General features: G+C 72.0%; 12 protein-coding genes and 1 pseudogene. 6 read left to right on the forward strand and 7 right to left on the reverse strand.

Annotated elements, in window-relative coordinates; all coding sequences use genetic code 11:
• Positions 1–535 precede the first annotated feature (535 nt).
• Complete coding sequence (locus G3I56_RS21925) at positions 536–1,456, forward strand: hypothetical protein (RefSeq protein WP_203690384.1); 921 nt, start codon at positions 536–538, stop codon at positions 1,454–1,456.
• A gap of 112 nt (positions 1,457–1,568) precedes the next feature.
• Here the strand turns inward: G3I56_RS21925 and G3I56_RS21930 are convergent, their stop codons facing one another.
• Positions 1,569–2,594, reverse strand: a complete 1,026-nt coding sequence (locus G3I56_RS21930) for a lactonase family protein (protein ID WP_203690386.1) — start codon at positions 2,592–2,594, stop codon at positions 1,569–1,571.
• An 86-nt stretch (positions 2,595–2,680) separates the two neighbouring features.
• Positions 2,681–4,180, reverse strand: a complete 1,500-nt coding sequence (locus G3I56_RS21935) for an FUSC family protein (protein WP_164411478.1) — start codon at positions 4,178–4,180, stop codon at positions 2,681–2,683.
• A gap of 194 nt (positions 4,181–4,374) precedes the next feature.
• On the opposite strand from G3I56_RS21935, the gene G3I56_RS21940 reads away from it, so the two are divergent.
• Positions 4,375–4,863 carry an Lrp/AsnC family transcriptional regulator gene (locus G3I56_RS21940; protein ID WP_164411480.1) on the forward strand — a complete coding sequence of 163 codons (489 nt, stop codon included), beginning with the start codon at positions 4,375–4,377 and terminating at the stop codon, positions 4,861–4,863.
• A 46-nt stretch (positions 4,864–4,909) separates the two neighbouring features.
• Here G3I56_RS21940 and G3I56_RS21945 read toward each other — a convergent pair whose 3' ends face one another.
• Complete coding sequence (locus tag G3I56_RS21945) at positions 4,910–5,683, reverse strand: LysR substrate-binding domain-containing protein (protein WP_164411482.1); 774 nt, start codon at positions 5,681–5,683, stop codon at positions 4,910–4,912.
• Between the two features lie 110 nt (positions 5,684–5,793).
• On the opposite strand from G3I56_RS21945, the gene G3I56_RS21950 reads away from it, so the two are divergent.
• The 3 genes and pseudogenes from G3I56_RS21950 to G3I56_RS43990 all read left to right on the forward strand — a co-directional run.
• Entirely contained in the window at positions 5,794–6,198 is a 405-nt protein-coding gene (locus tag G3I56_RS21950) for a DUF5997 family protein (protein WP_164411484.1), read from the forward strand.
• A 102-nt stretch (positions 6,199–6,300) separates the two neighbouring features.
• Entirely contained in the window at positions 6,301–8,046 is a 1,746-nt protein-coding gene (locus tag G3I56_RS21955; RefSeq protein WP_164411486.1) for a SpoIIE family protein phosphatase, read from the forward strand.
• An 8-nt stretch (positions 8,047–8,054) separates the two neighbouring features.
• Positions 8,055–8,372, forward strand: a pseudogene (locus tag G3I56_RS43990) (hypothetical protein); the annotation flags it as partial.
• Positions 8,373–8,682: 310 nt separating this feature from the next.
• On the opposite strand, the gene G3I56_RS21960 reads toward G3I56_RS43990, so the two are convergent.
• The 4 genes from G3I56_RS21960 to G3I56_RS21975 are packed head-to-tail and all read right to left on the reverse strand — an operon-like array spanning position 8,683 to position 12,457.
• Positions 8,683–9,960 (reverse strand): FAD-dependent oxidoreductase, encoded by a 1,278-nt coding sequence (locus tag G3I56_RS21960; protein ID WP_164411488.1) that lies wholly within the window; start codon positions 9,958–9,960, stop codon positions 8,683–8,685.
• Positions 9,957–10,751, reverse strand: a complete 795-nt coding sequence (locus tag G3I56_RS21965; RefSeq protein WP_164411490.1) for an amino acid ABC transporter ATP-binding protein — start codon at positions 10,749–10,751, stop codon at positions 9,957–9,959. Before G3I56_RS21965 ends, G3I56_RS21960 begins: the two co-directional genes overlap by 4 nt.
• A complete protein-coding gene (locus G3I56_RS21970) occupies positions 10,748–11,515 on the reverse strand; it encodes an amino acid ABC transporter permease (RefSeq protein ID WP_164411492.1) in 768 nt (255 codons plus the stop codon). Before G3I56_RS21970 ends, G3I56_RS21965 begins: the two co-directional genes overlap by 4 nt.
• 9 nt (positions 11,516–11,524) lie before the next feature.
• Positions 11,525–12,457, reverse strand: a complete 933-nt coding sequence (locus tag G3I56_RS21975) for a transporter substrate-binding domain-containing protein (protein ID WP_164411494.1) — start codon at positions 12,455–12,457, stop codon at positions 11,525–11,527.
• 209 nt (positions 12,458–12,666) lie between these two features.
• Between G3I56_RS21975 and G3I56_RS21980 the strand changes: the two genes are divergently transcribed.
• Entirely contained in the window at positions 12,667–13,863 is a 1,197-nt protein-coding gene (locus G3I56_RS21980) for a sugar diacid recognition domain-containing protein (RefSeq protein WP_164411496.1), read from the forward strand.
• The last annotated feature ends 23 nt before the right edge of the window (positions 13,864–13,886 follow it).

A 13,886-nucleotide genomic window follows, 5' to 3' on the forward strand; every position in this document is an offset into this window, starting at 1 on the left:
ACTGGGACTCACCGGTGCTCCCGCACGAGCACAGCAGCCCCCACACACGGTCACCGGGAAGGAGGGGGACCCGTTGCATCCGATGATCAAGCCACTCCGCCACGGACATCACGCCTCACCAACGCCTCGTCGCCGACAGCTGCCTCCCGTGAATCCCCAGGCGATACGCGCGCCGGCCGGGACAACGACCTGCTGACCGGGCGGGGGAACACGGGCGATCGAACACCGCCTGTATTGACCGACATGCGAGCCCGAATGACCGGCATATGAGTTTGATGCCCTATTGCCGGACAGAAGGCGACTCGTCCCTCCGGTGCGCAAGTCCACTCAGCGCACCGGGACGTACCGACCGCACGCGGTTGACCAGCATCGGAACACCATGACGGTCGAATCCGCCCCTTCGACTCCGCGCGAAGATGTCACGAACTGATCGCTTCTGATCCGTACGCAACTCATCAGACAAAAGCGGACGGATACCGCTCACCTGCCCCCTCCCCGAACAGGGGAGCCCAATAAGCCAGTAACATGCGGCGCCATGAGCTCCCCCACTGGGCCCGCCGGCCTGCCAGTACGAATGCCGCGCCCCCGCCAGCCGGGCCGGCACCGCCGCCCCGAGCCGCTGGCGGCTCCCGAGGGTGCGCCCGCGCTCGTCCTCGCGGTGCCGGGCGCGCCCAGCGCCGCCACGCGGAGCCTCGCCGAGGAGGTCGTGAGCATCGCCCGCTCCGAGCTCCCCGGCCTCGACGCCCGCATCGGATACCTCGACGGTGACGACGCGGAGTTCCCCACGCTCCAGTTCGTGCTCACGCACACCGCGCAGGAGCGCACCGCCCGCTACGAGCAGGCCCTCGCCGCCGGTGCGGACGTCAAGCAGCCCGAGGGCCCCGTGGCGGTCGTCGTGCCGCTGCTCGCCGGTCCGGACAACGCGCTGCTGCGCCAGATCCGGCAGGCCGTCATGGAGAGCCGTATCGCGGCCGACCTGACCGACGTCCTCGGCCCGCACCCGCTGCTCGCCGAGGGACTGCACGTACGGCTGTCCGAGGCGGGCCTCGCGCGCGCCGACCGGGCCCGCCTGTTCACCGTCGCGACCGCCGCGGACGGCATCGTCCTGGCCTCCGTGGGCGGCGAGGAGGCCGTGCAGGCGGCCGGGATCACGGGCATGCTGCTCGCAGCGCGCCTCGCCGTGCCGGTGATGGCGGCGGCCCTGGACCAGGAAGGCTCGATCGCGGCCATCGCCGAGCAGCTGCGCGCCTCGGGCTCGCAGAACCTCGCGCTGGCCCCGTATCTGATCGGCCCGGAGATCGAGGCCGGTCTGCTGGAGGCCGCGGCCCAGGAGGCGGGCTGTGCCTCCTCCGACGCGCTCGGCCCCTACCCGGCCATCGGCAAGCTGACGCTGGCCAAGTACACGACGGCACTGGGCATCGCCCCGCAGCAGCCGCAGGGCGCCCCGGTCCGCTGACCCGGACAGCACCCCCGTACGGCGAAGTACGACGGCCGGAACCTGGTACGCCGAAGGGCCCGCTCCTTTCCGGGAGCGGGCCCTCGGCGTGTCCGGGCCCAGGGGCGGTCGCTCAGCCGAAGATCACACAGGACACCGCCGGGACCGCGATCGAGCCGACGCGACGGGGAACGCCGCTGTCGGGGTCGAGGGCGAACCAGGTGACGTCCCCGGAACGCTCGTTCGCGGCGTACAGGAATCCGCCCGAGGCGGCCAGCTCGCGGGGCCAGTGGCCGCCGCACGCCACCGTGCCCACCAGCCGCAGGGCGGCTCCTGCGTCGTCGACGGCGAGCACGGACACGACGTCCTGGCCGCGGGTCGCCGTCCACACGAAGCGGCCGTCGGGCGAGACGACGATGCCCGACGGGTAGGCGTCGCCGTCCGGGGCCCCCTCCAGCACCGGTGTCTCGCGCAGGGGCGTCAGGAGCCCCTCGGCGGCGTCCCAGCGGCAGACGGTGACGGTCGGGGCGAGTTCGTTCAGCAGGTACGCGTACGAGCCGACCGGATGGAAGGCCAGGTGACGCGGTCCGGAACCGGGACGCAGGGCGCTCTCGCGGTGCGGTACGAGGCGGCCGTCGCGCAGCGCGTACACGTGGACGGAGTCCGTGCCGAGGTCGACCGCGACAGCCCATCGGCCACTCGGGTCGGGCTGCACCTGGTGGGCGTGCGGCTCGCGCTGACGCTGCGGGTGCGGGCCCGAGCCGGTGTGCCGGCGTACGTCGGACGCGACACCGACGAGGGTGCCGTCGGCGCGGACGGGCACCGCGGTGACGCTGCCGGAGCCGTAGTTGGCGGTCAGCACATGTCCGGCGAAGAGGCCCAGATGCGTGGGCCCGCTGCCGCCGACCGGCACGGCCGGCCCGGCGAGTTCGGGCGTGTCGCCGCTCACCCTGTAGGCGGCCACGGCGCCCTCGGCCGTCTCGCTGACCGCGTAGAGCGTGTGCCCGTCGGCGGCGAGGGCCAGATACGAGGGGTCGGGTACGTCGTCCGCCGCGCCGAGCACGGTCAGCGCGCCGCTGTCGTCGTCCACGGCGGCGACCAGGACACCCGGGCCCCCCGCCGCCGTGAACGAACCGATGAACGCTCGTCGTCGCCCCATTGCCGCCCCTTCTCGGTCTCCTGATCGGTCGGGGCGACCGTACCCCATCGGTCTAGACCAAATGGCCGGGTGTGGACGAGAGAACCTCAGGCCTCGACCAGCGGTGAAGCGGCATGGCGACGCAGCGGAGCGGCCAGCTCGGCCAGGGCCCGTTCAAGGCCGTGCAGGTGGGCGAGGGCGGGCTCGGTGGCGTGGGACCGGTCCGCAGGGGCGGTGCCGGTGTCCGCGCGGCCCTCCGTGAGCGCCTCCACCGCTGATTCCACACGTCGGCAGGCGGCGGCGAGCCGGGCGTCGTGGGAGGCCTCCGGGTCGGCGGCCACGGCGGCCAGACCGCGGATCTCACGGGCGCAGTCGTCGAGGAGCGCCAGTACCCGGCCGGCTCGGCGCTTACGGGCGCGCACGGGGTTGAGCGGATGCACGAGCGGCGCGACCGAGAGCCGGACACGCCCCAGCAGCAGCTCCAGTTCGGCCACGCGCGGTGCCGGGTCGGCGCCCGGCGCACCCGCGAGCCGGGCGGTGGCCTCGGCGGTGCAGGCGTGGACGCAACGCAGGGCTCGCCGGATCCAGGCGTCGGTGGTGGCGTGCGTGGTGATCGGCAGCACCAGGGCCACGGCCAGCAGGGCGCCCAGGGCGCCGACACCGGTCTCCGCGAGCCGCACGCCGAGCAGGGCCGGGTCGAGGACGCCCAGAAGCCCGTACAGGAGCTCGGCGAGCAGGGTGACCGAGAGCATCATCCACGTGTACGACACGGCGGCCGAGTAGAAGATGCCGAACACGCATACGGCGACGAGCACGGCGGTGGGGACGACCGCGCCCGCCACCGGAACGGCGACAGCGAGGCCGAGGGCGATGCCGAGCACCGTGCCGAGGATCCGGCGGAAGCCGCGGACCAGGGTCTCGCCACGCGAGGTGGTGTTCACGAAGATCCACCAGGTGGCGCCGACGGCCCAGTACCAGCGGTCCCCGGACACCAGCTGTCCCACGACCAGGGCGAAGCCGGCGGCGGCTGTCGCCTGGACGGCCTGACGTGTGGTGGCGCGGGCCAGGCCGCGTTCGCCGGCCGGCGCAACGGGGGCCGGCGGCGGGGGCGTACGGCGTTCGTAGCACCACAGTCCGAAGCGCACCGCCGAGGCGGTGAGCAGGGACAGGAGGACGGCGCCGTACAGCTCGGGCAGTTGCTCCGGTCCCGTGTGCAGGAACTGGGCGACGAAGAAGGTCATGAACGCGAAGACGCCCAGGCTGTGGCCGCGCGGGCCCCAGCGTCGGGCGTACACGCCCGCGCCGACGACGGTGAGGAGCGCGAGCCCGCGGGCGACCGGGCGGTCGTGCAGCCCGGCCGCGACGGCGAGGACGGGGAGGCCGACGGCGGGCAGCAGCGCGGTGGTGACGGCCTGCCCGCGCACCGTGGTGTCGGTGACCGTGAACAGGGCGAGCATCGCGGCGAGTCCGCCGGTCACGGCCCCGCTGAGCGAGTGCCCGGCGAAGCCGCAGACGGTGACGGCCAGACCGATGCCGAGCACGGCCCGCGCGGCGAACCGCAGCCGGGCTCGGCCCGGGTCCGGCGCTATGAACACCCTCTTCAGCACTGCTGTCCCGCCCCACTGGATTCGGCATGGAAAAGGCGCCGCGGAGTCCGCAGCGCCATCGACGCGATCATTGGAGCATCGCTGCCACTACTGGCTCAAGTGGGGTCGCATAGGCTGAGCCATTGGCACAGACATATCGGTCCCTCGGCGTCCACCGCCGCGCCAACGGACCATCTACGAGGAGGCCGGATCCCATGGCCGTGGACGAGCTGGACACCCGGATTCTGCGGCTGCTGCTGGAGCAGCCGCGCACCAGCGTCCGCGAGTACGCCCGTGTCCTGGGCGTCGCGCGCGGCACCCTGCAGGCCCGCCTGGACCGCCTCGAACGGGACGGTGTGATCACCGGCACGGGTCCGTCGCTGTCTCCCGCAGCGCTCGGCCATCCCGTGCTCGCGTTCGTGCACATCGAGGTCACCCAGGGCCATCTCGACGAGGTCGGGGACGCGCTGGCGGCCGTGCCGGAGATCGTCGAGGCGTTCTCCATCGCAGGCGGCGGTGACCTCCTCGCACGGGTCGTGGCCCGCGACAACGCTCACCTGGAGGACGTCATCCAGGCACTGATCAGCGTGCCGGGTGTGGTCCGCACCCGCACGGAAGTCGCCCTGCGTGAGCGGGTCCCGCACCGGCTGCTCCCCCTGGTCGAGTCGATCGGCCGGTCGACCGGCCGTACGCCCACCGGCTGATCCCGCGCTCCGCGCCCACGCCCGGCCTCTGGCATCCCGGGGAGCGCTACGACTTGCGGCGGGGTTTGCCCTGGCGGGTGCCGCCAGTCTTGCCGGAACCGCCGCTGCGGGCGCCCCGGCCCGTTGACCTGCCCGCGGCGGGCTTGCGTGCCGTGCCCTCCGTGCCGGAGCGCTTCTTGGGCTTCGGCTGCTCCGCCTTCGGCTCCTCCCGGCGTCCGCGCGAACTGTTGACGGTGCGGCCCCGCACGATGCCGATGAAGTCCTCGACCAGGTCGGTCGTGCGGTCCTCCGGCCAGGACAGCGCGACCTGGGACTCGGGCGCGTCCGTGACCGGGCGGTAGGTGAGGTCCTTGCGGTGGTGGAGTCGGGCCAGTGACTGGGGGACGACGAGGACCCCGATCCCGGCCGCGACCAGCTCGATGGCGTCCTCGGTGGTCGCGGGGCGTTCGAGCGCGGGGCGGCCGGGGAGGGTCTCCCAGTCGAGGGCGTCGTCGAGGGGGTGCAGCACGATGTCGTCGGCGAGGTCCTCGGCGGACACCTCCTCGACGGCGGACACGACATGGTCCTTGGGGACCACGACCACCGAGGTCTCGGTGTAGAGGGGGATCGCACTGAGCACCGTACGGTCGACCGGCAGGCGCACGAGGGCCGCGTCGGCGTCGCCGGCGAGCATCAGGCCGCCCACCTCGGCGGTGGACACCTGGAGCAGGGTCAGGGGGACGTCGGTTCGCCGCTCGTTCCAGATCCGCACCCACTTGGCGGGGATCACTCCCGGGACGTACGCGAGCCGGAACGCGGGGGAATCTTCCGAGCCAGTCACCGCGCCAGGCTACCTTCCGTGCTCCGCCCGTCGCGCTCCCGCCCTGCCACCGCTGCCCGCCCGGTTCGGCGTGGTCGGCGCTGGTTCATACGCTCGATACCCTTGACACCATGACGACGCAGCAGACCTCCCAGACCATGAAGCCCGCGACCGCGGCGAAGAAGCTGGGTGTGTACCTCGAGGCCACCCCCGCAGAGTTCCAGGAGGGTGTCGTCACGCGTGCCGAGCTGACCGCGTTGCAGGCCGACCCGCCCGCCTGGCTGCTCGACCTGCGCCGCGACGGTCCGCACCCCCGCCCGGTGGTCGCGTCGAAGCTGGGCGTCTCCATCGCCGGGCTCGCCCGCGGCGGGGTCACCGAGGCCCTCACCACCGAGCAGATCGACGCCCTGAAGCAGGAAGCCCCCGAGTGGCTCCGGCACGAGCGCTCCGTACAGGTCGACGTCCGCAAGGAAACGGCGCGCATCAAGGAACTGCACCAGGAACAGCAGGAAAAGCGCGAGAACCAGAGCAGGTAGGCGCAGCCGGCTCCCGACATGCGCGCGACCCCCGTGTCGCCGATCATTGTCTCTGCCGTGCGGCAAGCGCTGTGCCGAGGAGAGATGAGAGGTGCGGTGGTCATGGACGCTTTCCGGCCGCTGCTCTTCGGGGACGTCGAGGCGCTGCTCGCCGGGCCGACCGCCGGGGACCTGCCGCGGCTGGTCGAGGAGTACGGCGTGCTGCGCCGGCTGATCGAGGGCACGGCCGCCGGGGTGGTCGTCCTCGACACGGAACTGCGCTTTCTGTACGTCAACCCGCACATGGTCCGGATCAGCGGCCTGTCGGCGGCGGAGCTCCTGGGGCGGACCCTGGCCGAGGCGTCGCCCGAGGTGGAGCGGCCCGAGAGCGTGCTGCGGCAGGTGCTGCACGACGGGCAGCCCCGTGAGCTCGTGGGAACAGGGCACACGCGCGCGGACATGCCCTTCACCCGCCGCGCCTGGCACGCCACCTATCACCGGCTTCACTACGAGGACGGCCGGGTACTCGGCCTCGCCGGGATCTTTCTGGAGATCAGCGCCCCGCAGCAGCACGTCGACGAGCTGGAGCGCGCGCACCGCCGGATGACACTGCTGGACACCGCGACCGCACGCATCGGCACCACCTCGGACGTGAAGGCGACCTGCGCCGAGCTGGCCCAGTTCATGGTGCCGGACCTGGCGGACGCGGCCGGTGTCGAGCTGAACCTCGAGGTGAAGGCCGGCTCGCACCGACCGCCTCCGGGAGTGCTGCGACTGCGCCGGGCGGCCCTCGCGGCGGTGCCCGGCATCAAGGACGCGGTGCTCGCCCTGGCCGGTCTCGGCGACACCCTGGACTATCCGCCGGGCACGGAGATCCGCGCCTGCCTGGACGCCGGCCTCCCCTGGCTGTGCAACGGCATCTCCGAGCAGGACTGGCAGTCCGGCGCGGTGCGCACAGAACGGTCCACGTCCTACCAGAACATCGGCGTCCACTCGGTCCTCGTCCTGCCCCTGATCGCGGGCAGGCGCCCGCTGGGCACCCTGTCGCTCGTGCGCGCGTTCAACTCCCAGGGCTTCACTGGCGACGACGTCTCGGTGGCCCTGGAACTCGCACACCGGGCCGCCCGCGCCCTGGAACGCGCCGCCCTGCACACCCGCGAGCACAGCATGGCCCTGGAGCTCCAGCACGCGCTGCTCACCGACGCCGGCGCGCCGCCCAACCCGCGGGCGCCGACCGCGTTCCGTTATCTGCCCGCCGACGACGTGGCCCTCATCGGAGGCGACTGGTTCGACTCCCTTCCCCTGCCCGACGGCCGGAATCTGCTGGTCATCGGGGACGTCATGGGGCACGGAGTCGAGGCCGCCGTCGCGATGAGCCACTACCGCTCCGCGCTGCGCGCCCTGGCCATGGCGGGCCTCGCCCCGCACCTGCTGCTCACGCACGCCGACCGCACGGTCGCCGACTCCGGGTTCGACCGGGTCGCCACCTGTCTGCTGGCCCTGGAGGATCCCGTCCGGCAGACGGTGTCCTACGCGAACGCCGGCCATCTCCCGCCCGCCTTCCTCTCCCCGGACGGCACGGTCGGCCTCGTCGAGATCCCGGTCGGCCCGCCCCTGGGCACCGGATTCGGCAGCTATACGACGCTCACCCGCCCGACGGTCCCGGGCGGCGTGCTCCTGCTCTACACGGACGGGCTGGTGGAGCGGCGCGGTGAGGACATAGACGTTTCGCTGCGTCGCCTCACCCGGCTCCGGCTGTCGCCGCAGGCCTCCCTGGACGTCATCCTCGACGACGTCCTGGCTCAGCTCGCGGACGCTCCCGCCGAGGACGACATCGCCGTTCTGGCGGCCCGTTCACGTCCAGCCTGAGCTGAGAAATCGGCCTGGGCGCCGGGAAGTTGGTGTGCCGCAACACGGCCGGCCGGCGTGGAGAGGGCGCATGGTGCGCTCGCTTCCAGTGCCCCTCGCCGTCCTGGCCCCGGCGTGACCCGACCCGGCCTGGCAGCCCGACCGGCGCAACTTCGGCGTCACCGGACCTGCCGACGAGGTGGCCGGGTTCCTGCGGGACGCCGGTCCCGGCCACGCGCTCGGTCTCGTCGGCCTCGATGGAGACACCGTACGGATGCCACCCGGCCTCGTCCGTCTCCCGTACCCCGTGCCTCCTCGAAGACCCGGAGGTGGCAAGAGAGTTGGCCCGGCAACGCTTCCGCGAGGTGTGGCAGCGCCCCGCGGTGTCGACACCAATGCTCTCTCAGCGTCGCGGAGCGCCGGAGCTCCCTCGGTTTCGGAGCCGCCACCGAACTCGACGCCGCAGCCGCGAGCCGCTCCCGCGACACGTCCGCCGCCTCGTCCCGGCCGAAGTCGACCGGTTCACCCGTTCCCGGCCCGTTACCGTCCGCCGCATCGGCGAGGTCGACCAGGCATGGCGCCGGACCCGGCCGACGACTTCCGGCGCCGCCCCCTCGACGAGGCCGCGTGACGTGTGCGCCGCCCTTCAGTGGAGGCTCAGTGGCGGAGCCGGTCGAAGCGGAACGGCGCGAGGGCGTCGGGCCGGTCGCCGGTGCGGATGTACTCGGCGAGGTGGTGCCCGGTGGCGGGGCCCAGGGTGACGCCGAGCATGCCGTGGCCGGTGGCAGCGTAGGCGTTGTCGTAGCCCGGGAGGCGGTCGATCACCGGGAGTCCGTCGGGGAGGAACGGCCGCCCGCCCACCCAGGGTTCGCGAATCAGGCTCACCAGGTCGTCCGGGTCGTCGAACCAGGGGCCCAGGTAGTGGCGGCTGGCCAGGGCCACGGCCACGATTCTCCGCCAGTCGAGCCGGTTGTTGTTGCCGCTCAGCTCCATGGTGCCCCCGATCCGCGTGGTGCCGCCGATCGGTGAGGCGACGGCCCTGCGTTCGCCGAAGTAGAGGGTGTGCCGGGGTGCCGGGTCCAGGTCGACGGAGAAGCTGTAGCCCTTGCCCGCCTGGAGCGGCAGCCGGTGTCCCAGGGTGCGCAGCAGGTCCGGCGAGCGCATGCCGGCCGCGATGACGACCGTCGAGCAGGGGATGTCGCCCTGGTCCGTGGTCAGCGCGGTGACCTGCCCTCCCCCGGTCCGGAATCCCGTCACCTCCGCGTTCTCGTGGACCTTCACTCCGGCTGCGGCGAGCGCCTCGCCGAGGGCGCGGGAGAACGCCTCTGGATCTACCACCCCCTCGCCCTCAACGAGGTAGGCCGCGCGCACTCGGGGCGACAGCGCTCCGTCGAGCAGATGCGCGTCGGTGCCCGTGGTGATGTCGTCGGGCATCGGATAGTGGCCGTCCGCCATCTCCCGCTGGACCGCGAGGTGGTGGCGGGCCTCGGCCGGGGACAGGAACGCGTGCACCATGCCGGGCCGGGTCAGGGTCGTGGCCACCCCTGCCTCGCGCAGTCCGTCGAAAAGGTCGAAGGTGGGCCGGTTCAGCTCGGCGATCGCCGCGTAGCCGCGCCGGAACGCGGCAGGTGTGCTGCTGCGCCAGAACCGCCACAGCCACCGTACGAACGCCGGGTCGGGCAGCGGCCGTAGATAGAGCGGCGAGTCGGGCCGTCCGAGGGAACGCAGGGCGTAGCGCAGTACACCCGGGGACGGGACGGGCGTCGAGTGGCTCAGGCAGATCCAGCCCGCGTTGCCCCGGGACACGCCGGAGGCGAGGCCGCGCCGTTCGACGACCACGACCGGGAGGCCGGCCGCGGCCAGGTAGTAGGCGGTGCACAGCCCCACGACACCGCCTCCCACGACGGCGACGGGGCTGTCCGGCACGCCCGTCATGACGTGGATCCGTACGACGCGAGGAACTCCCGGGTGCGGGTCTGCACAGGTGCGCCCAGGACGGCCTCCGGAGTCCCCTCCTCGACGATCCGGCCGCCGTCGACGAAGACGACGTGGTCGGACACCTCACGTGCGAACGGCAGTTCATGGGTGACCAGCATCATCGTCATTCCGTCCGCGGCGAGTTCGCGCATCACGCTCAGCACCTCCCGGGTGGCCTCGGGGTCCAGGGAGGAAGTGGGTTCGTCGAAGAGCAGCAGTTCGGGTCTGAGGGCCAACGCCCGTGCGATGGCGACGCGTTGCTGCTCGCCGCCGGAGAGCTGGTCGGGCAGGGCGAGCGCACGGTGGGCGACGCCGACCCGGCGCAGCAGCGCGACGGCGCGCTCCAGTGCCTCCGACTCCGTTGTACCTGCCCTGCGTTGGGCCAGAACGACGTTCTCCACGGCGGTGAGGTGCGGGAAGAGGTTGAAGCGCTGGAAGACCATGCCGACGGTGCGGCGAAGGCGGGGCAGGTCGCGGCAGACCGTGCGGCCGTCCTGGTGCACCACCTCTCCGGCGACCTCGATCGTTCCCCGGTCGGGCTGTTCCAGCAGGTTGACGCAGCGCATCAGGGTGGTTTTCCCGCCGCCGCTCTGGCCGATGACGCTGACGATGCGTCCCCGGCCGATGGTGAGGTGGACGTCGTCGAGGACCACCCGTCCGTCGAAGGACTTACGCAGTCCGTCGATCCGTACCACCGCCTCGGGCAGTACGGGAGGGGTGGCTGGCTCTGCGGCGAGCGACTCGGTCATACGGCACCTGCCTTCACGTCGGCGCCCACGGCCCTGTCCGGCAGCGCGTCCTGGGCTAGCAGGGCGCGCGCCGCCCGTAGGCGTCGACGGCGCCACGGGGAGAGGGGAACGCCCGCCCGCACCCTGCGTTCCAGGAGGAGGAGCAGTTGGGAGAGGGGGTAGCAGAGGGCGAAGTAGATGGCCGAGATGACCAGGTACACCTCCAGGGCGCGGAAGGTGGACGAGGTGATGAGCCGTCCCTCGGACATCAGCTCGGCGGCGGAGACGGTGACGAGCAGCGAGGTGGATTTCAGCAGGTCGACGAGCATGGTGTTGGTACCGGGCAGCGCCTGCCGTACGGCCTGCGGCAGGACGATGTGGCCGAAGATGCCCACCCGGCCGAGGCCGAGTGCCTGCCCCGCCTCGGTCTGTCCGGCGTGCACGCCGCTGATCGCGGAGCGGAAGATCTCGGAGAGGTAGGCGGCGTAGAAGACGACGAGGCTCAGACAGCCGGCGGTGAAGACGTCGAGCCGAATGCCCGCCGAGGCCAGGCCGAAGTAGCTGAGGAAGATGATGGCCAGCAGGGGGATGTTCTTGAACAGTTCGGTGTAGACGGCGGCGACGGCACGCGCCGGCCATGCCCTGCTCAGCCGCAGCAACGCCACGGCCAGGCCCAGCAGCACGGCCCCGACGAAGCTCACCACCGTGTAGGAGAGGGTGCGCCAGAGGGCGTCGAGCAGGTCCGGCCGGTAGTCGGACCAGGGGACTTGGAAGAGGTCGGACATGTCAGCCCCTCAATGCGCGATGGACGGCGGGGTCCAGTCCTGGGGCCGGTCCACTCCCCGGCGTGCGGTGGCGACCTCGGCGGCCGGCTTGAGGAACTGCTCGGGATCGCCGCCGTACTTCTTCACGAGTTTCGCCAGCTCGCCGTTGGTGTACATGGCGTCGATCTGCGCGGAGATCGCCTGTTCCAACTTGGTGGCCTTCTTGGGGAGGTAGAAGCCGGTCTGGTAGGGCTGGAAGTACTGGTAGTCGGGCTTGGCCTTGACCGCGGCGGCGGTCGGCGGGGTCAGGTACTGGGTGCTGATCTTCAGGTCGGGGCGTTCCTTCTGTGCCGCGATGATGATCAGCGGGTCGAGGAACCCGACGTCGACGCGGCCGGCGCCGAGGTCGTCGAAGACTCCGTTGGCGTCGGGGTAGGCGTGCAGCTTGGCGTCCGGGACGGACTGGATCGACTTGACCCATACGTAGCCCTCGACGGTGCCGAGTTGGAGGCCCTTCAGGTCGTCGACCGTCTTGTACGTCCTGCCGTCGCGGACGGCCATCGCCGGGGGCGAGTAGTAGGGCGGGTCGGTGAACAGGCCCTGTTTCTGCCGGTCGGCAGACCAGGCGACGCCGCCGATGGTGATGTCCACGCGGCGGGACTGCACTCCGGCGAGCATCCCTGCGAAGTCGGTCACCTGGGGCTTGATCTCCAGGCCGAGCTTTTCGGCCACATAGGTGAGGATGTCGCCGTCCAGGCCGACGATCCTGTCGCCCTGGACGGTGGTGTAGGGGGCGTACGGCTGGACGGCCACCTTGATGACACCGGGGGTGAGCGTGCCCAGAGCGGCGGTCTTCGCGGACACGTTCGTCGGGGCGTCGTCGCCGTCCGAGCCGCAGGCGGCGGCCGTCAGCATGAGGAGTGCCGTGGAGAGGGCGGCGGCGAGTGGGCGTATACGGGTCATGGGCTTGGGCCTTCCGTACCGGTGCCGAGGAGCTGGTGGAGTTGGAGGAGCCCGCCGTTTCACCGCGTCGTGCCTCCGGCGGGAGGTGGTGAGGCCCATACGCTAGGGACGGCGGACACCGTGCGTCACCGGTCACTCCGTACGAGGTTGTGGCTGGATTCGATCGTTCTCCTGTACGTTGCGTCCAGTCGTCGGCGGGAGGATCAAGCATGCTGAGCCCGTCACTCGCGCAGGAGATCGCCGGGGACACCTCCGCCGTCATCGGCTTCAACGTGCTGATCACAGACGCGGACGGCATGGTCATCGGCAGCGGCGACAGCAGCCGAGTCGGCACCTTCCACGAGGCGTCGGTCGAGGTGATCCGCACCCAGGAACCCGCCACGCACAACGCTTCGCAGGCCCACCAACTCCGCGGAGTACGCCCCGGCGTGACGTTGCCGCTGGTCACGAGCGGGCGGGCGGTGGGCACGGTCGGCATCACCGGAACTCCCGCCCAGGTGCGCCGTTTCGGCCTGCTGGTGAAGCGCCAGACGGAGATCCTGCTCAGGGAGTCCGTGATGCTGCGCTCCCGGCTGCTCGCCGAGCGGGCCGCGGAGACTCTCCTCGCCGACATCGCCTCGTACGACCCCCGGGTCGTGGAGGGTGACTTCCTGGTGTTCCGGGCCGCCGAACTGGGCTTCGACCTACGGCTCCAGCGGGTCGCGGTGGCGATCGAGGTGAGCGTGCCCGACGCGGGGCCCCGACGTCAGGGCGCTCCGACCCGCGACATGGCGCTGATCCGCTCCGAGTTGCTCCGCACCGTCCGTGAGGTCTTCGCCGACCCGCAGGACATCGTCGCCTCCACGGCTCCCGGCTGGATCGGCGTACTGCGTCGCCTTCCCGCTCGGGCCGAGGCGGCTTCCCTGGTCGCCGACTGCCGGCGGATCACTGACGTCATCGCCGCGCAGGACGGTCTCACCGCCCGTGCGGGGATCGGTGAACCGGCGGTCTCCGTCGCCGGTCTGCGCGACTCCTGGCAGGACGCCCGGGACGCCCTGCGTCTCGGCGCCCGGGTGACGGGAGGCTCCCGGGTGCACCTGATCGCCGAATTGCGCGTCCATCAGGTCCTGGCGGCGGTCAACCAGCCCGCCCGCCGGCGCCTCGTCGAACTGACCGCCGCGACCCTGCGGGCCCAGCCGGACTGGCCGGTGCTGCGCGACACGATCACCGCCTGGTGCGAGAGCGGGTTCAACCTCGTCCGGACGTCCGCCGCCCTGCACATCCACCGCAACACCGTCGTCTACCGGATGCACAAGATCGAGCAGCTCACCGGCCGCCCGCTGCGCGAACACCGGACCACCATGGCCCTGTACCTCGCCTGTCTGGCCGACGAACTGGGCGAGGGCGCCACCCCCGACGAAGGGTGACGCCCCCGGAACCACGCTCCCGC

It is taken from the genome of Streptomyces sp. SID12488 (assembly GCF_010548275.1).
Taxonomy (GTDB): domain Bacteria; phylum Actinomycetota; class Actinomycetes; order Streptomycetales; family Streptomycetaceae; genus Streptomyces.

Coding starts and splice junctions, on each gene's coding strand:
- G3I56_RS21925 (WP_203690384.1), top strand. CDS start 536: ATGAGCTCCCCCACTGGGCCCGCCGGCCTGCCAGTACGAATGCCGCGC.
- G3I56_RS21930 (WP_203690386.1), bottom strand. CDS start 2,594: ATGGGGCGACGACGAGCGTTCATCGGTTCGTTCACGGCGGCGGGGGGC.
- G3I56_RS21940 (WP_164411480.1), top strand. CDS start 4,375: ATGGCCGTGGACGAGCTGGACACCCGGATTCTGCGGCTGCTGCTGGAG.
- G3I56_RS21950 (WP_164411484.1), top strand. CDS start 5,794: ATGACGACGCAGCAGACCTCCCAGACCATGAAGCCCGCGACCGCGGCG.
- G3I56_RS21955 (WP_164411486.1), top strand. CDS start 6,301: ATGGACGCTTTCCGGCCGCTGCTCTTCGGGGACGTCGAGGCGCTGCTC.
- G3I56_RS21960 (WP_164411488.1), bottom strand. CDS start 9,960: ATGACGGGCGTGCCGGACAGCCCCGTCGCCGTCGTGGGAGGCGGTGTC.
- G3I56_RS21965 (WP_164411490.1), bottom strand. CDS start 10,751: ATGACCGAGTCGCTCGCCGCAGAGCCAGCCACCCCTCCCGTACTGCCC.
- G3I56_RS21970 (WP_164411492.1), bottom strand. CDS start 11,515: ATGTCCGACCTCTTCCAAGTCCCCTGGTCCGACTACCGGCCGGACCTG.
- G3I56_RS21975 (WP_164411494.1), bottom strand. CDS start 12,457: ATGACCCGTATACGCCCACTCGCCGCCGCCCTCTCCACGGCACTCCTC.
- G3I56_RS21980 (WP_164411496.1), top strand. CDS start 12,667: ATGCTGAGCCCGTCACTCGCGCAGGAGATCGCCGGGGACACCTCCGCC.